This is a genomic window from Micromonospora zhanjiangensis (genome assembly GCF_042650605.1).
GTDB lineage: Bacteria > Actinomycetota > Actinomycetes > Mycobacteriales > Micromonosporaceae > Micromonospora_J > Micromonospora_J zhanjiangensis.
The window spans coordinates 20,848-36,266 of record NZ_JBHSBN010000042.1 but is presented as its reverse complement, the minus strand read 5'-3'; the positions used below and the strand labels follow the sequence as shown (position 1 = coordinate 36,266).

Genomic DNA, 15,419 nt, shown 5'->3' with positions numbered 1-15,419 from the left:
GATCAGTTCGTCGCAGCGGGCCGCGATCGGGCCGGTCAATACCGGGCGGCGGTACTTCGGGCACCACACGACGTGGTACCCGAGGTCGTACGCCCCTCCGGCGGAAACCCGCACCTCACGAGCCACACAACAAATATACAGGCAACACACATCTAATAGTGAAGGGAGGGAGCGCGGAATCACCCGACGCCTCAAGGCGCCGGCCCTCTCCGCGCAAACCTGATGGGCGGCGTGGACGACAGGGGATTGACCGACAACAGCGCCGGCAGCAACCGTACGAGCCTGTGGGGTGGCCGGTTCGCCGGTGGTCCCGCCGAGGCCCTCGCGCGGCTGTCGGTGAGCGTCCAGTTCGACTGGCGACTGGCCCCGTACGACATCGCCGGTTCCCGGGCGCACGCCCGGGTGCTGGCCGGCGCGGGGCTGCTCGATCCGGAGGAACTGGGCCGGATCCTGGCCGCGCTGGACGACCTGGAGGCGGCCTGCGCCTCCGGGCAGTTCCGGCCGACCGTCGACGACGAGGACGTGCACACCGCCCTGGAGCGTGGGCTGCTGGAGCGGCTCGGCGCGCTGGGTGGCAAGTTGCGGGCCGGCCGGTCCCGCAACGACCAGGTCGCCACCGACCTGCGGCTCTATCTGCGGGACCACGCCCGGGGCGTGGCCGGCCGGCTGGTGGAACTGGCCGGTGCGCTGGTGGAGCAGGCCGAGCGGCACCTGGACACCCCGGCGCCCGGGATGACCCACGTGCAGCACGCCCAGCCGGTGGCGTTCGGGCACTGGCTGCTGGCGCACGTGCAGCCGCTGCTGCGCGACCTGGAACGGCTGCGCGACTGGGACCACCGCAGCGCGGTCAGCCCGCTCGGCGCCGGCGCGCTGGCCGGTTCCGGCCTGCCGCTGGACCCGGTGGCGGTGGCCAAGGAGCTGGGCTTCCGGACGTCGTTCGCCAACTCGATGGACGCGGTCGCCGACCGGGACTTCGTCGCCGAGTTCCTGTTCGCCACCGCGCTGATCGGGGTGCACCTGTCCCGGCTCGGCGAGGAGGTGGTGATGTGGACGTCGCAGGAGTTCGGCTGGGTGGAGCTGGACGACGCGTTCGCCACCGGCTCGTCGATCATGCCGCAGAAGAAGAACGCGGACATCGCCGAGCTGGCCCGGGGCAAGTCCGGCCGGCTGGTCGGCGGGCTGATGGCGGTGCTGACCATGCTCAAGGGCCTGCCGCTGACCTACGACCGGGACATGCAGGAGGACAAGGAACCGGCGTTCGACGCGGTGGACACCCTCGAACTGCTGCTCCCGGCGCTGGCCGGGATGATCTCCACGATGACGGTCCGGGTGGACCGGCTGGTCGCCGCCGCCCCGGTCGGCTACTCGCTGGCCACCGAGGTCGCCGACTGGCTGGTCCGCAAGGGCGTACCGTTCCGGGACGCGCACGAGATCACCGGTCGCCTGGTCGCGCTCTGCGTGGCCCGGGACTGCGCGCTGGACGAGGTGTCCGACGCCGACCTGCGGGCGGTCAGCGAGCACCTCGACCCGGGCGTGCGGGACGTGCTGTCGGTCCGGTCGGCGCTGGCCGCCCGGATCACGCCCGGCTCGACCGGTCCCGGCCCGGTGGCCGACCAACTCGCCGCCGCGGCCGACCAGCTGGAGGGCTGGCGGGAGTGGGCGACCGAGCAGGTGGTGCCCCGCTGACGCCCCACCCGGTCGGGACCGCCGCCGTGGTGGATCGGTCCCGGCCCGCCGGACGACCCGCTACGGTCCGGCTCGCCGCCGGACGACCTGATCGCCGGGTTCCGGCCGTTCCGGGGTGCCCGCACCAACGGCTGGGGAGGTGTCCGGGATCCGGGTTCCGGGCAACCGGACGGACCGGACCGAGTCGGGAGGCCACTCGCCGGCCGGGCGCTTGCGGGCATCGGGGGCGCTTCCTCCGTACCCCCGCGGAGGCCGGCCAGAGCTCCTAGGCTCACTTTCCGTGACCAGATGGGGGAGGGCGGTCGCCGGCTGCGCGGTCGGCGCGACGCTGGTGCTGGCGACGGGCGGATCGGCCGGCGCCGTGGGCGTGCCGATCGCCCGGTCGGCCGCCGCCGTACCGTGTCCGCTGCCCGACCCGCCACCGGCCCGGCCGGCCCGGCCCTCGACGCCGCCGTTGTCCGCGACGGACCGGGCCGTCGGCGGCGCGGGCCTGGTCACCGCCGGGCTGGCCGCCCCGGCCGGCGCGCCGGCCCCGCCCGGCGTCTCCGCGGCGTCCTGGGTGGTCGCGGACCTGGACAGCGGCGCGGTGCTCGGCGCCTGTGGCCCGCACGAGTACGGCATCCCGGCCAGCGTGCAGAAGCTGCTGCTGGTCGAGACGTTCCTGCCGAAGCTCGACCCGCACCGGGTGGTCGAGGTGACCGACGAGGACATGAACTTCGAGCCGGGCAGTTCGGCGATGGGACTGGTCAAGGGCGGCCGCTACCCGATCGAGACGCTGTGGCTGGGGCTGCTGCTCAACTCGGGCAACGACGCCGCCAACGTGCTGGCCCGGCTCGGCGGGGGAGCGGGTGGGCTGAGCGCCGGCGTCGCGGCGATGAACGCCGAGGCGCGACGGCTCGGGGCGAACCAGACGCACGCGGCCACCCCGTCCGGTCTGGACGGTCCAGGCCAGTTCACCAGCGCGTACGACCTGGCCCTGATCGCCCGCGCGGACTTCGACCGGGACGACTTCCGCCGGTACGCGGCGACCCGGCAGGCCCAGGTGCCCGGCCAGCCGACCCAGTTGCCCGGGCAGTCGTCGCCGAATCCGGACGGCTTCCGGATCGTCAACGACAACCAGCTGCTCTACCAGTACCCGGGCGCGTTGGGCGGCAAGACCGGCTACACCGACCTGGCCCGGCACAGCTTCGTCGGCGCGGCCGACCGGGGTGGGCGCCGGCTGCTGGTCACCCTGCTCGGTGCCGAGTTGCCGGCCCGCGGTTGGCAGCAGGGCGCGGCGTTGCTGAACTGGGGGTACGGGCTGCCCCGGGACGCCGCCGTCGGTCAGCTGGTCGCGCCGGCCGGTGCGTCGCCGACCGTCACCGCGGCACCGGTGGGTGGCGGGCAGCGGGTCGCCGGAGCCCGCTCGGGCGGTGCGCTCTCCGGGCCGCTCGGCGTCGGCCTGCTCGCCCTCCTGCTGGGCACGCTCGTGGCGGTGGTCGGGTTGTCACGGATGGCCGGCCGCCGGTCCGTCCGGTGACCGACGCACCGGCCGGGTGCCGCCGGGGGTCGACCGACCCGGCCCGGTGCGCTTCGACCCCGGTCGTTCCGGTCGGCCCGACCGGGGTGCCGGGAGGTCGGACAGGGCCGCGACCCGGACGAGCGCGTCCAGGTGACCCACCGGGGTGCCGTCCCGGCTCAGTTGCGTACCACTGATCCAGATCCACTCGTTCTCGTAGTAGACGGAGAGGTCGGGGCGGACCGATTCGACCCTGAGGAACAGCCGGAAACCGCCGCACCGCCAGTCGTCCTTGGCCACCTCCAGCACCGTGCCGGGAGGTAGTTCGGGCAGCGGCGCGGTCATCGGACCCGCTCCGGCCAGTCGGCACGGGATCCGGACAACACGCGGCAGGTCGGACAGGTCAGGATGTCGCCGCAGGCGGCGCACCAGCGGCGGGACGCGCGATAGGCGCAGAGTCCGGCGACGAAGCCCACCACCAGGCCGGCGACGACCGCGATGGAGACGAGCACGATCAGGTCCCTCCTTCGGCACGACGGATCGCGCATCAGGGCGAGGCCCGCGCGTCGCACCGGGGCGCGGACGTGTCGGGTCGGGCCTCGCCCCGTGCGGTCCTGCTGTCCGGCCGGACAGCCGGAGTCGCGATCGCGACGTATCGTCATGCTGCCGATGCGCTGCGCAATGAACAAGGCTTGACCTGGGATTTTTCACCTGGTCGACAGGCGGACGGGTGCTCACGCGGGGCGGGTGGGACCGCGCCGAACTGGGCATTGACCGGGGCGACCGGACGATGTACGAATTGAGCGGACACTTCAGCCAGAAGGCTGGCTTTACCGACATGTGCGAAGACCCACGGCGCCGGGTGGCGTCCGTGGGTCCTCGCCTCGACCGACCGGGCGGTCAACCTCGGCGGACGATGATGTCGCCGAACGAGGTACGGGCGCGTACCTCGACGGTGCGCTCGCCGTCCCCGGGGGCGTCGGTCACCGGGATCCGGTTGTGCACGGTGCCGAACTGGGTGTGCAGGTCCAGCCAGACGGCGGCGTCGCCGAGGACGCCGATCTCCAGCTCGCCGCGGGCGGTCTTGACCGAGACCGGGCCGCGGCCGATCCCGTCGATCCGGACGTCGCCGTTGGCGGTGGCGGCGCTGACCGCACCGTCCACCCGGGATGCCACGATGTCGCCGTTCGCGGCGTTGCCGCGCAGGTCGCCGCCGACCGTGCCGATCCGGGTGGCCCCGTTGGAGTTCTTGACCACCGCGTTGCCGGTCACCTGCGCCAGTCGCAGCTGGCCGGTGCTGGTGGTGACTTCGGCGTCGCCGTCGACCCGGTCCACGGTGATCGGGCCGGCCGCGGTGTGCAGATCGACCGGGCCGGCGTGCTCGACGGCGAGCGCACCGGCCGAGGTCTTGAGCCGGCACTCGCCCAGCCGTCCCGTGCACCGGTAGGTCCCCGCGGCCGTGTCCCCCCGGACCCGGGAGCCGGCCGGCAGCTCGATCGACACGTCCACCGAGCCGGTCTTTCCGAAGACGCCGAGCTTCTTCTGTCGCGGCGCCCGGATCAGCAGCCGCCCGTCGGTGTACTCGACCCGGGTCTGTTCCGCGGTGCGCACGTCCCGATCGGCGGACGGGTCGCTGGGACGTACGTCGACCACGGTGTCGGCGCGGTCGCCGGCGAGGATCAGGACGTCCCCGACGACGAGGTCGACCTGTACGGAGATCGGTTCCGGCGTGTCGAAGGTGGGCATGACGAGGTCCCCTTTCGGGTGGATGAGGAGGGCCCCCGGTGGTCGGTCCGGTAGGCCGGGGGTCGCTGGACGACGGGTGGTGGTGCCGCGGTGGGCGGTCGGGTCAGCGGACCCAACCGGTGTAGCGCTGCCCGCCCACGGTGTGGCCGTGGCCCGGCGGCCGGGTCGGTCCGGCGGTGGCGCCCCGCACGGCCGCGGTGGTGGCGCGGACGAGCCAGGCGTTCACCGACAGCCCGTCCCGGTTGGCGGCCTCCTCGATCCGGCTCTTGAGCTGGTCCGGGAGGCGGAAGTTGATGCGTGCCGTGGTGCCTTCGTCGAGGTCCACGGCCGGTGGCGCGGCGCTCGTCGGCGGGGCGATGGTGGCAGCCACCGGCGACGGCTCGGTCGGGGGTGGTGTCACCACGAACCCGGGTTCCCGGCCGCGCAGCCGCAGCTCGACCGAGCCCGGGGCGAGCTCCCGAGTGATCTCGTCGGCCGCAGCGGTCAGCGCGTCCAGCAGGGCCAGCCGGACCGCCGACTCCAACGGGCCGGCCAACCGCTCGGCCAGCGCGCGGGCGTCCGCGCCGCCGAGATCGGCGGCGGCGGCGAGTTCCCGGCGGAGGCTGTCGACGTACGGCGTGAGGTCCATGGCACTACTATGGCACCACGATGGTGCCATAGCAAGTGGTATTGGCTCACTATGGCGCCATCGTGGCGCACTCTGGCGCCCGATAGCGTCGATCCACCGGGTGTCAGCCGGTCGCGGGACGGGCCGGTCGGCAACGGCCGGCCGGGTGTGATGGGCTGACGGGCATGACTGACGCACGGGTGGCCGACCTGGGAACGCTGCTGGCCGGGCCGGTCGAGACCGCCGCCCGGGGACTGCTCGGCTGCCGGCTGACCGCGGGCGGGGTCACCGTCCGGCTCACCGAGGTCGAGGCGTACGCCGGCAGCGGCGGGGATCCCGCCTCGCACGCGTACCGGGGGCGGACCAGGCGAAACGCGGTGATGTTCGGTCCGGCCGGGCACGCCTACCTCTACTTCACGTACGGGATGCACTGGTGCCTGAACGTGGTGACCGGTCCGGACGGCGAGGCGTCGGCGGTGCTGCTGCGGGCCGGCGAGGTGGTCGACGGGCTGGACATCGCCCGGTCCCGGCGACCCGCCGTACGCCGGGACGTGGACCTGGCCCGGGGACCGGCCCGGCTGTGCTCGACGCTCGGGCTGGACGGTGCCGCCTACGGGGCATGGCTGCTCGGCGACGGCCCGGTCCGGCTCCGGCCCGCGTCGGCGTCGGAGCCGGTGCCGGTGGCCGACATCGTGGCCGGACCGCGGGTCGGGGTGACCGGCGCGCACGACGTCCCGTGGCGGTTCTGGATCGCCGGCGACCCGACCGTCAGCGACTACCGGCGGCACGTCCCGCGCCGCCGGCCGCCGGCGCCGTCCTGACGCGGCGTCCGCGCTCGGCCGGGCCGGCTCGCGCGGCGCCGGGGATCAGATCGCGGTCGCCCGGGACACCCGCCAGTCGTCGCCGACCGGCACCAGTTCCAGCACCACCCGGTTCTGGTCGACCTTCTCGCCGGCGGTGTTGACGTTGCGCCGGTACTGGTTGAGGTAGACCAGCAGCCGGACCCGGCCCGGGTCGGCCTCGACCACGCCGGTGGCGGACACCTCGGCGAGCACCACCGCCTTCTCGGACACCGCGGTCGCCTTCAGGGTCGCGGTGGTCTGCGCGTACTCGTCGGCGAACGTGCCGGTCACGAAGGCTCGGCCGTTCGCGACGCTGGCGTCGAAGTCGCGGTAGTCGTAGGAGAAGATGGCCTTGGCGGCGGGCGGGGCGGCGGCCAACGCCTGTCGGACCGCGGTGTCCCGCAGGCCGGTCCGGTGGTGGCTGTACCAGGCCGCCCCGGCTCCGCCAGCGGCCAGCACGATGGCGGCCACCAGGGCCACCCGGGTCGTCGTCGCGCGTCGGGAACCGGCCCGACGCCCGCCCGACCGCCCACCGTCGGTGTCGGTGTCGGTGTCGGACAACTCGCTGTCGGTCGGTTCGGTCCGGGTCGGTTCGACGGCCTCCCGGCGGCGGCCGGGCCGGCGCAGGCGGCCGGTGAGCCCGGTCAGGATCGGTGACATGGGTGGCTCCTCTCAGCCGACGAACTGCAGTCGGGACACCAGCCAGTGGCCGGTGTCGGCGTCCCGGGTCAGGTCCACCTGGATCCGGTAGTGCGACGGCCGGCCGGCCGGGGCGTGCACGTTCTTGACGGTCGCGTCGACGGCCACCAGCGCCACCGCCGTCCGGGTGTCACCGGAGACCAGTCCGGCCTGCAGCACCGTGCCGCGCGACTCCACCTTGTTCTCCACCACCGCCGAGCGGACCTGCGGCTGTCCCCGGTCGAACTGCTCGCGGAACTCCCCGGTCGCCCCGGCGCTGATCCGCCGCAGGTCGTTGTCGACGCTGGAGGCGCTGATCGAGATGAAGTTGACGGTGGTCTGCCGGGCCGCCGCCAGCGCCTGCTGGTGCGCGGTGGCCAGTTGCCGGTCGGCGTACCAGTCGCGGCCGGCCACGCCGAGCGCGACCAGCGCGGCGCAGAGCACGGCCAGCAGCACCGCCGTGGTCGGGGCGGGGCGGCGCGGCCGGAGCGACCGTCCCGGACGACGGCGACGCGGCCCGGCGTCGCCGTCGTCCGGACCCCCGTCGGCGGCGTCCCCGTCGGCCGCCCCCTCGTCGGCCGCCGGGGAGGACACCTCGCCGTCCACCGGGGCGGCCGACCCGTCCCGCGTGGCCGCGGTACGGCGGTTCGTGCGCCGGGTCCGGGTCCCGCCTCGCGGCGACCCGGATCCGGGCAGGTCGTCCGGCTCGGTGCCCGGCGACCGGGGACCGACCGGGAACTGCTCGTCCGACGACGGTTCGTCCAGCGCCGGCGCGGCCCGATCGGGATCGTCGACCAGCGGCTCGTCCCCGGCCGGCCGGGTCCGGTCCGGTCGCGTCCCGGCCGGCGACGGGTCGGCCGGATCCGTCCCCGTCGGTTCGTCCGCGGCCGGTTCGTCCGCGGCCGGTTCGGAGCGGACCGGGGCGAGTACCCGGCTGGTGACGACCCGGCGCGGCCGGGCCGTGGTTCGGTCCGGGGGCGTCGAGGGCGTTCCCGGGACCAGCCGCAGCCGGCGCTCCTCACTTGTCGGCATCTGTCGACTCCTCGGGTCTGGTTACGGCGTCAGGCCGGCGAGCAGGAGTTGTTTCCAGGACTGGTCGCCGGCGAGTTCGTACTGGCCGCCGGTGCCGCCGAACTGCAACGGCGTCCCCTGCGGCCCCACCGCGAGCCCGGTCGCCGGATCGAATCCGGCGACCGGGCCGCCGACCGGCGGGACCAGGCCGGTCGAGGGTGGGGCGGTGGGTCCGGAGCCGTGCGGCCCCGGAGCGTTTCCGGCACCCCGGACCGACGAGCCACGCGCCTCGTCGGACTCGGAGCAGCGGGTGGTGCCGTGGTAGACGCACGGCGGCGGGTCGTTGACGTTGAGCACCAACCCGAAGTGCGCGGTCCCGTCGCCCGGGGTGACGGTGAACCCGCCGGCGACCGCGAGCGGGTAGACGACAAGCAGCTGCTCGATACCGGGCAGCCGACGGGCGGCGAGGCCGTTCACCGTCACCAGGTTGCCCAGCAACGTGCCGATCGTCGGGTCGAGGTCGTGCAGCAGGCCGACCAGTTGGGTCGCCGCCGGCGGCCCGGCGGCGAGCAGCCGGCGCAGGTCGCCGTCGGAGCCGCGCAGGGTGGCGGCCAACCTGGCCAGCCCGTCGGCCCAGCGGCGCAGGTCGCCGGCCGCCTGCTGCTGGGTACGCAGCACGGTACGACCGTCGCGCAGCAGGTCGACGGTCTGCGGCAGGGCGGCGGTCGCGTCGGTCAGCAGCGCGTCGCCCGCGTCCAGGATCCGCCGCAGGGCCAGCTCGTTGCCCTCGAACGCGGTGCCCAACTCGTTGACGACCACCGCCAGGTCGTCCGGGTTCACCGAGCCGACCAGGGAGTCCAGGTTGGCCAGCAGCGTCTCCGGGGCCAGCGGCGTACCGGTGCGGTCCCGCCCGATCACCGACCCGTCCCGCAGGTACGGTCCGGTGTCGGTCTCCGGGCGCAGGTCGACGTACTGCTCGCCGACCGCCGACCGGTGCGCCACCACCGCCCGCAGCGTGGCCGGTACCCGGACGCCGCGGTCGATCCGCAGCTCGGCCCGGACGCCGTCGTCGGTCAGGTCGACCGCGCTCACCCGCCCGACCGGTACGCCCCGGTAGGTGACCGGGGCGTTGGCGAAGATCCCGCCGGCCTCGGCGAAGTCGGCGTGCACCAGGTAGCCACGGGCGCCCCAGCCGACGTAACGCACCCCGACGTAGCCGATGCCGAGCGCGCTCACCAGCACGAAGACCAGCACCTGGAGCTTCGCGGTACGAGTGATCACAACAACCCCCCGCCCAGCAGGTCGGTCAGGCCGCCGGTCAGCCCGCTGGTCGCCCCGGTCGGCGGCGGCAGCAGGCAGCCCGGTGACAGCACGGCTCCCGGCGGGACGGTGGCGCCCGGTGGGAAGAGGGTGCCCGGCGGCAGGATCCCGCCCGGGGGCAGCAGTCCGCCGGGCGGCACCGGTGTGCCCGGCGGCAGCACCGTGCACTCCTTCGGCACCTGGCAGCCGGTCGGCGGCAGCCAGCCGGGTGGGATCAGGCCGCTGACCGGCAGGCAGATCGGTGGCAGCACGCCGGGGATCAGCCCGGTGCCGGGCGACCCGGGTTGCGGCCTGCCCGGCGCCGGCGTCGCGGACCCGCCCGGCTTCGGCGGCTTGACCGATTTGTCGGCCACCGGCTTGGCGGAGAGCAGGTTCGACAGGATCGACGCCGCGTCCAGGTCCGCCGACACCGACAGGTTGACGAAGTCGCCGACGATCGCGCCGGTGACGTTGGGCGGGAACGGGAAGGTCAGCATGAAGTCCAGCGACTTGGGCAGGTCGTCGCCGGCCTTCACCAACTGGTCCAGGACGGGTTGCAGGGCGCGCAGGCTGGCCACCGTGTCGGCGTGGCTCTTGCGCACCACCCGGGTGCCGACCTTGCCCAGTTCACCGAGCGCGGTCAGCGCCGCGGTGAGCTGGACCCGCTGTTGGGTCAGCACGGTGAGGCCGGGCGCCAGTGCGTCCAGCGCGTCGCCGACGACGGCGCGCTGCCGGGCCAGCCGGCCGGTCAACCGGTCCATCGCGTCCAGGGCCCGGACCAGGTCGGCCTTCTGCTTGTCCAGGCCGCCGAGGAAGTCGTCCAGTTGGTGCAGCGCGTCCTTGGCGGACGCCTCCCGGCCGTCCAGCGCCCGGACCAACTCCTCGTTGATCGTCTTGAGCTGGGCCAGGCCGCCGCCGCCCAGCAGCAGCCCGAAGGCGGCCAGCACCTCCTCGACCTCCGCCGCCCGGCGGGTCCGGCTCAGCGGGATCACCGCGCCGTCGACCAGCCGACCGGCGGGCGCCTCGGTGCGCGGCGGGTCGACCGCCACGTACTTCTCACCGAGCAGGCTGGTCTGCCGTACCGCGGCGGTGGCGTTCGCCGGAAGCTCGACCTTCTTGTCGATGCGGACCGTGGCGCGGGCCGTCCAGCCGGCGAGCGAGATCCGCTCGACGCTGCCGACCGTCACGTCGTCGACCTTCACCGCGGCCTGCGGCACCAGGTCGAGCACGTCGGCGAACTCCACCGTGACCCGGTATCCCGGCCCGCTCGGCGCGCCGCCGGGCAGCGGCACGTCGGCCAGGGTGGGCAGCGAGCACCCGGTGAGGACCAGGGTCAGCCCGGCGCCGAGCAGTCCGAACCGCCGGCCGGTCGGCACCCGCACCGGCCGCCGTCCCCACCGGCGGCGCGGGCGCGCGGTCATCGGCCACCCCGCAGGATCCCGCCGAGGGTCAGGTCGCTGTCGCCGGTCGGGCCGGGCGCAGCCGGTGCGCCCGGTGCGCCCGGCGCGGTGCTCCCGCCGCCCGGCGTGCCGGCGCCGGCCGGGGCGCCCGTACCGCCGGTGTTGCCGCCGCCGGACGTCGCGCCGGCGGTCGGCGGCAGGTTGAGCAGCTTGCGTAGCTGCTCGGGCAGCGGCAGGTGCTTGAGGTTCAACGTCTTCGCCAGGTCGAAGCACTGCTTCGGCACCTTCGCCACCGGCAGCAGGTCCACCATCGCCGCGCACACGTAGCTGGCCGGGTCGTACGGGCCGAGCGCGTTGTCCCGGGTGTCCAGGGTGCCGGAACGGGCGTTGTAGGCCAGGTTCAGGTTGGTTAGGGTGAGCGGGGCGACGTCCAGGATCTTCATGATCGCCTGCTGTTGGCGGACCAGGACGGTGGTGATGTCGGCCAGCGCGGCCACGTTGTCGGTCAGCGCCGCCCGGTTCTGCTTCACGAAGGTGGTCACGTCGGTCAGCGCGGTGGCCAGGTTGCGCAGCGCCGCGGCGAGTTCGTCCCGTTCGCCGGCGAGCTGCCCGGCGACCTCGGCGAGCCGCTGGTTGAACGCCCGGACCTGCTGGTCGCTGCGGGCCAGTGCGGTGATGAACTGCTGCAGGTTGGCCACCGAGCCGAACAGGTCCTGCCGGCCGTCGGCCAGCGTGGTCAACGCCTTCGACAAGCCGTCCAGGGTGGCGTGCAGGTTCTCGCCGTTGCCGTCCAGGTTGGCCCGACCGGCGGCGAGCAGCTTCGACAACGCGCCGTCGGCGTTGGCGCCGTCCGGGCCGAGCGCCTTGTTGAAGTCGTCCAGCGCCCGGTAGATGTCGTCGATCTCCATCGGCGCCGCGGTGCGGTCGGTCGCCAGGTCCGCGCCGTCGGCCAGCGTCGCCCCACCCGCGTACGCCGGGGTGAGCTGGACGTACCGGTCGCTGACCACGCTGGGCGGGACGATCACCGCCCGCGCGTCGGCCGGCACCGGGTGCTCGGCCGCGTACCGCAGCTCGATCCGGACGGTGCGGCCCTCCGGGCGTACCGACACCACGTGCCCGATCCGCACCCCCAGGATCCGGACGTCGGAGCCGGCGACCACGCCCACCGCCCGGCTGAAGTGGGCCACCACGGTGCGTTCCGGGTTGCGCCAGGGCGCCCAGGTCAGCGCCGTGGCGCCGAGCACCACCACGGTGATCCCGGCGGCGGCCCACCACCGCGTCCGGCCGGTCGGTACCCGCATCAGCGTCCCCCCGTCGTGTTCGGCAGGTACGGCTGCAACAGCCCGCTCAGATACGAGTCGAACCACCGGCCGTTGCCGACGACGTTGGCGAACGCCTCGACGAACGGCCCCATCCGTTGCAGGGTCTGCTCCAGGTTGGTCCGGTTGCGTTGCAGGACGGCCACCACGCCGCGCAGTTGGCGCAGCGTCGGTTCCAGTTGGGCCCGGTTGTCGGCCACCAGCCCGGACAGCTGGGTGGCCAGTTGGTCGGTGCCGACCAGCAACTCGTGGATCGCGTCCCGGCGCCGGCTGACCTCGGTCAGCAGCGCGTCCCCGTCGGCCACCAGCTTGCGGAACTCGTCGTCGCGCTGGGCCAGGACGCCGGTCACCGACCGGGCCCGGGCGAGCAGCTCGCGCAGTTGCGCGTCCCGGTCGGCGATGGTCGTCGACAACCGGGACAGCCCGGTCAGCGAGGACTTCACGCTGCCCGGCGTGTCCGCGAACGCCTGCGCCAGCGTGCCGAACGCGGCGGCCAACTGCTTGCTGTCGATCTGGTCCAGTGTGCCGGCCAGCCCGGTGACCGCCTGCATCACGTCGAACGGCGACGCCGTGCGCTCCAGCGGGATCTCCGCGTCGGCGGCCAGCCGGTCCGGACCGGCTGGGGTCAGGGCGAGGTACTTCTGGCCGAGCACGGTCTTGATCCGGATGGTCGCGCCGGTGTCCCGGCCCAGCCGGACGTCGCGGTCGTCGAGCCGGAACCGGACCCGCACGTACGGGACGGCGCCGTGCCGGCCCAGGCCCACGTCGGTGACCTGACCGACCCGTACGCCGGCGATCCGCACCTCGTTTCCGGTGTTCAGCCCGCTGGCGTCCCGGAACGCCGCCTGGTAGTCCCGCCCGGTCAGGGCCAGCAGGTCGTCCAGCCGGAACGCGCCGAGCAGCACGGCGGCCAGCACCGCCAGCCCGGCCGCGCCGACGCGGACCGGGTTGCGTTCCCGGAACGGCTTCACCGGGCACCTCCGAAGGACGCTTGCCGGGCCGGTCCACCGGGGACGGCCGGCGACGACGGTTTCACCGGGCACCTCCGGGTGCGGCGCAGCGGGCCGCCGGGGAACTGAACGACGCGGGCGTGACGTCCTGCCCGGCGACCCCGACCCGGCCGTCGAAGTCGCACATGAAGAAGTTGAACCAGGAGCCGTGCGACGCGGTGCGGGTCAGCGCCTCGTACCGGCCGGGCAACCGGCCCAGGGTCTGGTCGATGACGCCGGCGTTGCGGTTCAGCGTGCCGGCGAGTTGCCCCAGCCCGGCCACGTCGGCGGCCAGCGCCGGCCGCGCGTCGTGCAGCAGCGACGCGGTGGTGCCGGTCAGCGTGCCCAGGTTGACCAGCGCGGCGCCGATCGCCGCCCGGTCGTCGGACAGCCCGGAGACGAACTGCTGGAGCTGGCTGATCGCCTGGTCGAGGTTCTGGTCCCGGTCGGCCAGGGTGCCCAGCACCGCGTTCAGGTTCGTGATCACCCGGCCGATCACCGCGTCCCGGTCGGCCAGGGTGTTGGTCAGCGACGCGGTGCGCTGCAGCAGGCTGGCCACCGTGCCGCCCTCACCCTGCAACACCTGGATGATCTCGTACGCCAGCTTGTTGACGTCCTGCGGCGTGAGCGCGGTGAACAGCGGCCGGAACCCGGCGAACAGGGTGGTCAGGTCCAGCGCCGGGGTGGTCCGGGCGAGCGGGATCAACCCGTGCGCCGGCAACGGTCGGCCGTCGCCGGGGCCCTCGCTGAGGGCCACGTACCGCTGGCCGACCAGGTTCCGGTACCGGATCTTCGCGAGCACGGTGCTGGTCAGCGGCACGTCCTCGTCGACGGTGAAGGACACCTCGGCCTGCGTGCCGTCGGCCACCCGGATTCCGGTGACCTTGCCGACCCGTACCCCGGCGATCCGGACGTCGTCGCCGACCAGCAGGCCGGTGACGTCGGTGAACCGGGCCCGGTAGCCGGTCCCGCCACCGCCGAACGAGCCCAGGGTCTGCCCGAGCACCGCGGTCAGCAGCACCGTCACCGTCGCGAAGACGATGAGTTTGGTCAGTGGTCTGGCGATCGACGTCACGGCAGGTTCACCACCGCTCCGCGCAGCAGCGGTCCCCACAACAGCACCGCGACGTCCGGCACCTGCACCGGCAGGGTGCCGGTGGCCGCGCCGATGATCGGCTTGACCAGGTCGCGTTCCTCGCTGGTGCCGGCGTACCCCATCGTCGGCCCGCCGGCGGGCAGGCCGACCGGGAGCTTCGCGGGCCCGGGCCGGCTGCCGCCGTAGTCGTAGCCGTCGCCGATCGGCGTCTCCGGCGCGGGCACGGCCGGGTTCGGCAGCCCCCGGCACCGCGGGCCGTCGTGCGCGGCGTAGACCGGGTCGTCCCGACCGGCCTGGTACTTCCCGTTGTCCCGGGTGACCTCCAGGGTGATGTGCATCCGGCCGTTGCGGAACACCTCCTCCACCCGGGGTTGCAGGCCGACCAGGCCGCGCATCAGGCAGGGGTACTCCGGGGCGTACGTGGCGAGCAGCTCCAGCACCGGGCGGGTCACCTGGCCGACCTTGACGAGCTGGTCGCCGTGCCGGTCGAGGAAGAGTCGACCCACGTCGGCCGCGTCGGTGGTGTCGTCGAGGAAGGCGGCCAACTGGGCCCGCTGGTCGACCACCGTGTTCGCGGTCACCGTCACGTCGCGCAGGATCGACAGCAGGTCGGGCAGCGCCGCGTCGTAGCCGTCCAGCACGGCGGCGAGCCGGCGGACGTCCTCGGCCAGCACCGGCATCTCCGTGTTGAGCTGCCGCAGGTAGTCGTCGGCGGCGACGATGGTCCGGCCGAGCTTGTCGCCCCGGCCGTCCAGCGCCGCCGCCAGCGCGCCCAGGGCGGCCGCCAGCCGGTCCGGGCGGATCGATCGCAACAGCGGCAGCGCGTTGTCCAGCACCCGTTCCAGCTCCACGCCCGCCGCGCTGTGGTCGGCGTCGATGACGTCACCGGACCGGATCGGCCGGGTCGGCCCGCCGGTCGGCGGGACCAGCGCCACGTACCGTTCACCGAACAGCGTCTTGGGCAGCAGGCGGGCGCTCACCCCGGCCGGGATCCGCCCGGTCGACGCCGGGTCCAGCGCCAGCCGCAACCGGGCCCGGGAACCGTCGCTGCCGATCCCGCGGACCTCGCCGACCACCACGCCGCGCAGCTTGACCTCGGCGCCCTCGTTGAGGTTCAGGCCGGTGTGCCCGGTGTAGAGGGTCACCCAGGTCACCGGGTCGAACGCCTTGCGGTACTGCAGCACCGACAGGCTCACCGCCCCGAGCAGCAGCAGCACGAACGACGCGCCGAGAATCCGGTTCCGCATG

15 protein-coding genes are annotated in these 15,419 nt (G+C 74.2%); 3 read left to right on the top strand and 12 right to left on the bottom strand.

From position 1 onward, the window contains the following. Positions 1-222: 222 nt before the first annotated feature. The gene (gene argH, locus ACFOX0_RS31730; RefSeq protein WP_377552912.1) at positions 223-1,686 is read left to right on the top strand and encodes an argininosuccinate lyase; all 1,464 of its coding nucleotides are present in this window, start codon (positions 223-225) and stop codon (positions 1,684-1,686) included. Between the two features lie 328 nt (positions 1,687-2,014). Further along, positions 2,015-3,205, top strand: a complete 1,191-nt coding sequence (locus tag ACFOX0_RS31725; protein ID WP_377552925.1) for a D-alanyl-D-alanine carboxypeptidase family protein — start codon at positions 2,015-2,017, stop codon at positions 3,203-3,205. On the opposite strand, the gene ACFOX0_RS31720 is transcribed toward ACFOX0_RS31725, so the two are convergent. From ACFOX0_RS31720 to ACFOX0_RS31705, 4 genes are all read right to left on the bottom strand, one after another. Next, positions 3,173-3,529 (bottom strand): hypothetical protein, encoded by a 357-nt coding sequence (locus tag ACFOX0_RS31720; protein WP_377552910.1) that lies wholly within the window; start codon positions 3,527-3,529, stop codon positions 3,173-3,175. The genes ACFOX0_RS31725 and ACFOX0_RS31720 overlap by 33 nt on opposite strands. Continuing rightward, the gene (locus ACFOX0_RS31715; protein ID WP_377552908.1) at positions 3,526-3,873 is read right to left on the bottom strand and encodes a hypothetical protein; all 348 of its coding nucleotides are present in this window, start codon (positions 3,871-3,873) and stop codon (positions 3,526-3,528) included. The genes ACFOX0_RS31720 and ACFOX0_RS31715 overlap by 4 nt, the downstream gene beginning before the upstream one ends. 211 nt (positions 3,874-4,084) lie before the next feature. Beyond that, complete coding sequence (locus tag ACFOX0_RS31710) at positions 4,085-4,930, bottom strand: DUF4097 family beta strand repeat-containing protein (RefSeq protein ID WP_377552906.1); 846 nt, start codon at positions 4,928-4,930, stop codon at positions 4,085-4,087. Between the two features lie 103 nt (positions 4,931-5,033). Continuing rightward, the gene (locus ACFOX0_RS31705; protein WP_377552905.1) at positions 5,034-5,558 is read right to left on the bottom strand and encodes a hypothetical protein; all 525 of its coding nucleotides are present in this window, start codon (positions 5,556-5,558) and stop codon (positions 5,034-5,036) included. Between the two features lie 164 nt (positions 5,559-5,722). On the opposite strand from ACFOX0_RS31705, the gene ACFOX0_RS31700 reads away from it, so the two are divergent. Next, on the top strand, positions 5,723-6,358 hold the full coding sequence (locus ACFOX0_RS31700) for a DNA-3-methyladenine glycosylase (RefSeq protein WP_377552903.1): 636 nt from the start codon (positions 5,723-5,725) through the stop codon (positions 6,356-6,358). Between the two features lie 45 nt (positions 6,359-6,403). Here ACFOX0_RS31700 and ACFOX0_RS31695 read toward each other — a convergent pair whose 3' ends face one another. The 8 genes from ACFOX0_RS31695 to ACFOX0_RS31660 form a co-directional block, all read right to left on the bottom strand. Next, entirely contained in the window at positions 6,404-7,039 is a 636-nt protein-coding gene (locus tag ACFOX0_RS31695; RefSeq protein WP_377552901.1) for a hypothetical protein, read from the bottom strand. A 12-nt stretch (positions 7,040-7,051) separates the two neighbouring features. Further along, positions 7,052-8,089 (bottom strand): hypothetical protein, encoded by a 1,038-nt coding sequence (locus ACFOX0_RS31690; RefSeq protein ID WP_377552899.1) that lies wholly within the window; start codon positions 8,087-8,089, stop codon positions 7,052-7,054. A gap of 21 nt (positions 8,090-8,110) precedes the next feature. Then, the gene (locus ACFOX0_RS31685; RefSeq protein ID WP_377552897.1) at positions 8,111-9,349 is read right to left on the bottom strand and encodes an MCE family protein; all 1,239 of its coding nucleotides are present in this window, start codon (positions 9,347-9,349) and stop codon (positions 8,111-8,113) included. Then, a complete protein-coding gene (locus ACFOX0_RS31680; protein WP_377552895.1) occupies positions 9,346-10,788 on the bottom strand; it encodes an MCE family protein in 1,443 nt (480 codons plus the stop codon). The genes ACFOX0_RS31685 and ACFOX0_RS31680 overlap by 4 nt, the downstream gene beginning before the upstream one ends. After that, positions 10,785-12,068 carry an MCE family protein gene (locus tag ACFOX0_RS31675; RefSeq protein ID WP_377552893.1) on the bottom strand — a complete coding sequence of 428 codons (1,284 nt, stop codon included), beginning with the start codon at positions 12,066-12,068 and terminating at the stop codon, positions 10,785-10,787. The genes ACFOX0_RS31680 and ACFOX0_RS31675 overlap by 4 nt, the downstream gene beginning before the upstream one ends. Beyond that, positions 12,068-13,057, bottom strand: a complete 990-nt coding sequence (locus ACFOX0_RS31670) for an MCE family protein (protein ID WP_377552891.1) — start codon at positions 13,055-13,057, stop codon at positions 12,068-12,070. The genes ACFOX0_RS31675 and ACFOX0_RS31670 overlap by 1 nt, the downstream gene beginning before the upstream one ends. A 61-nt stretch (positions 13,058-13,118) precedes the next feature. Continuing rightward, the gene (locus tag ACFOX0_RS31665; protein WP_377552889.1) at positions 13,119-14,150 is read right to left on the bottom strand and encodes an MCE family protein; all 1,032 of its coding nucleotides are present in this window, start codon (positions 14,148-14,150) and stop codon (positions 13,119-13,121) included. Beyond that, positions 14,147-15,418, bottom strand: coding sequence for an MCE family protein (locus ACFOX0_RS31660; protein WP_377552924.1), 1,272 nt, complete (start codon positions 15,416-15,418; stop codon positions 14,147-14,149). The genes ACFOX0_RS31665 and ACFOX0_RS31660 overlap by 4 nt, the downstream gene beginning before the upstream one ends. Between the last annotated feature and the right edge of the window lies 1 nt (position 15,419).

Excerpts from the sequence above, each read along its gene's own strand:
- argH (WP_377552912.1), top strand. The coding sequence starts at position 223 with ATGGGCGGCGTGGACGACAGGGGATTGACCGACAACAGCGCCGGCAGC.
- ACFOX0_RS31720 (WP_377552910.1), bottom strand. The coding sequence starts at position 3,529 with ATGACCGCGCCGCTGCCCGAACTACCTCCCGGCACGGTGCTGGAGGTG.
- ACFOX0_RS31710 (WP_377552906.1), bottom strand. The coding sequence starts at position 4,930 with ATGCCCACCTTCGACACGCCGGAACCGATCTCCGTACAGGTCGACCTC.
- ACFOX0_RS31705 (WP_377552905.1), bottom strand. The coding sequence starts at position 5,558 with ATGGACCTCACGCCGTACGTCGACAGCCTCCGCCGGGAACTCGCCGCC.
- ACFOX0_RS31700 (WP_377552903.1), top strand. The coding sequence starts at position 5,723 with ATGACTGACGCACGGGTGGCCGACCTGGGAACGCTGCTGGCCGGGCCG.
- ACFOX0_RS31695 (WP_377552901.1), bottom strand. The coding sequence starts at position 7,039 with ATGTCACCGATCCTGACCGGGCTCACCGGCCGCCTGCGCCGGCCCGGC.
- ACFOX0_RS31690 (WP_377552899.1), bottom strand. The coding sequence starts at position 8,089 with ATGCCGACAAGTGAGGAGCGCCGGCTGCGGCTGGTCCCGGGAACGCCC.
- ACFOX0_RS31680 (WP_377552895.1), bottom strand. The coding sequence starts at position 10,788 with ATGACCGCGCGCCCGCGCCGCCGGTGGGGACGGCGGCCGGTGCGGGTG.
- ACFOX0_RS31675 (WP_377552893.1), bottom strand. The coding sequence starts at position 12,068 with ATGCGGGTACCGACCGGCCGGACGCGGTGGTGGGCCGCCGCCGGGATC.
- ACFOX0_RS31660 (WP_377552924.1), bottom strand. The coding sequence starts at position 15,418 with ATGCGGAACCGGATTCTCGGCGCGTCGTTCGTGCTGCTGCTGCTCGGG.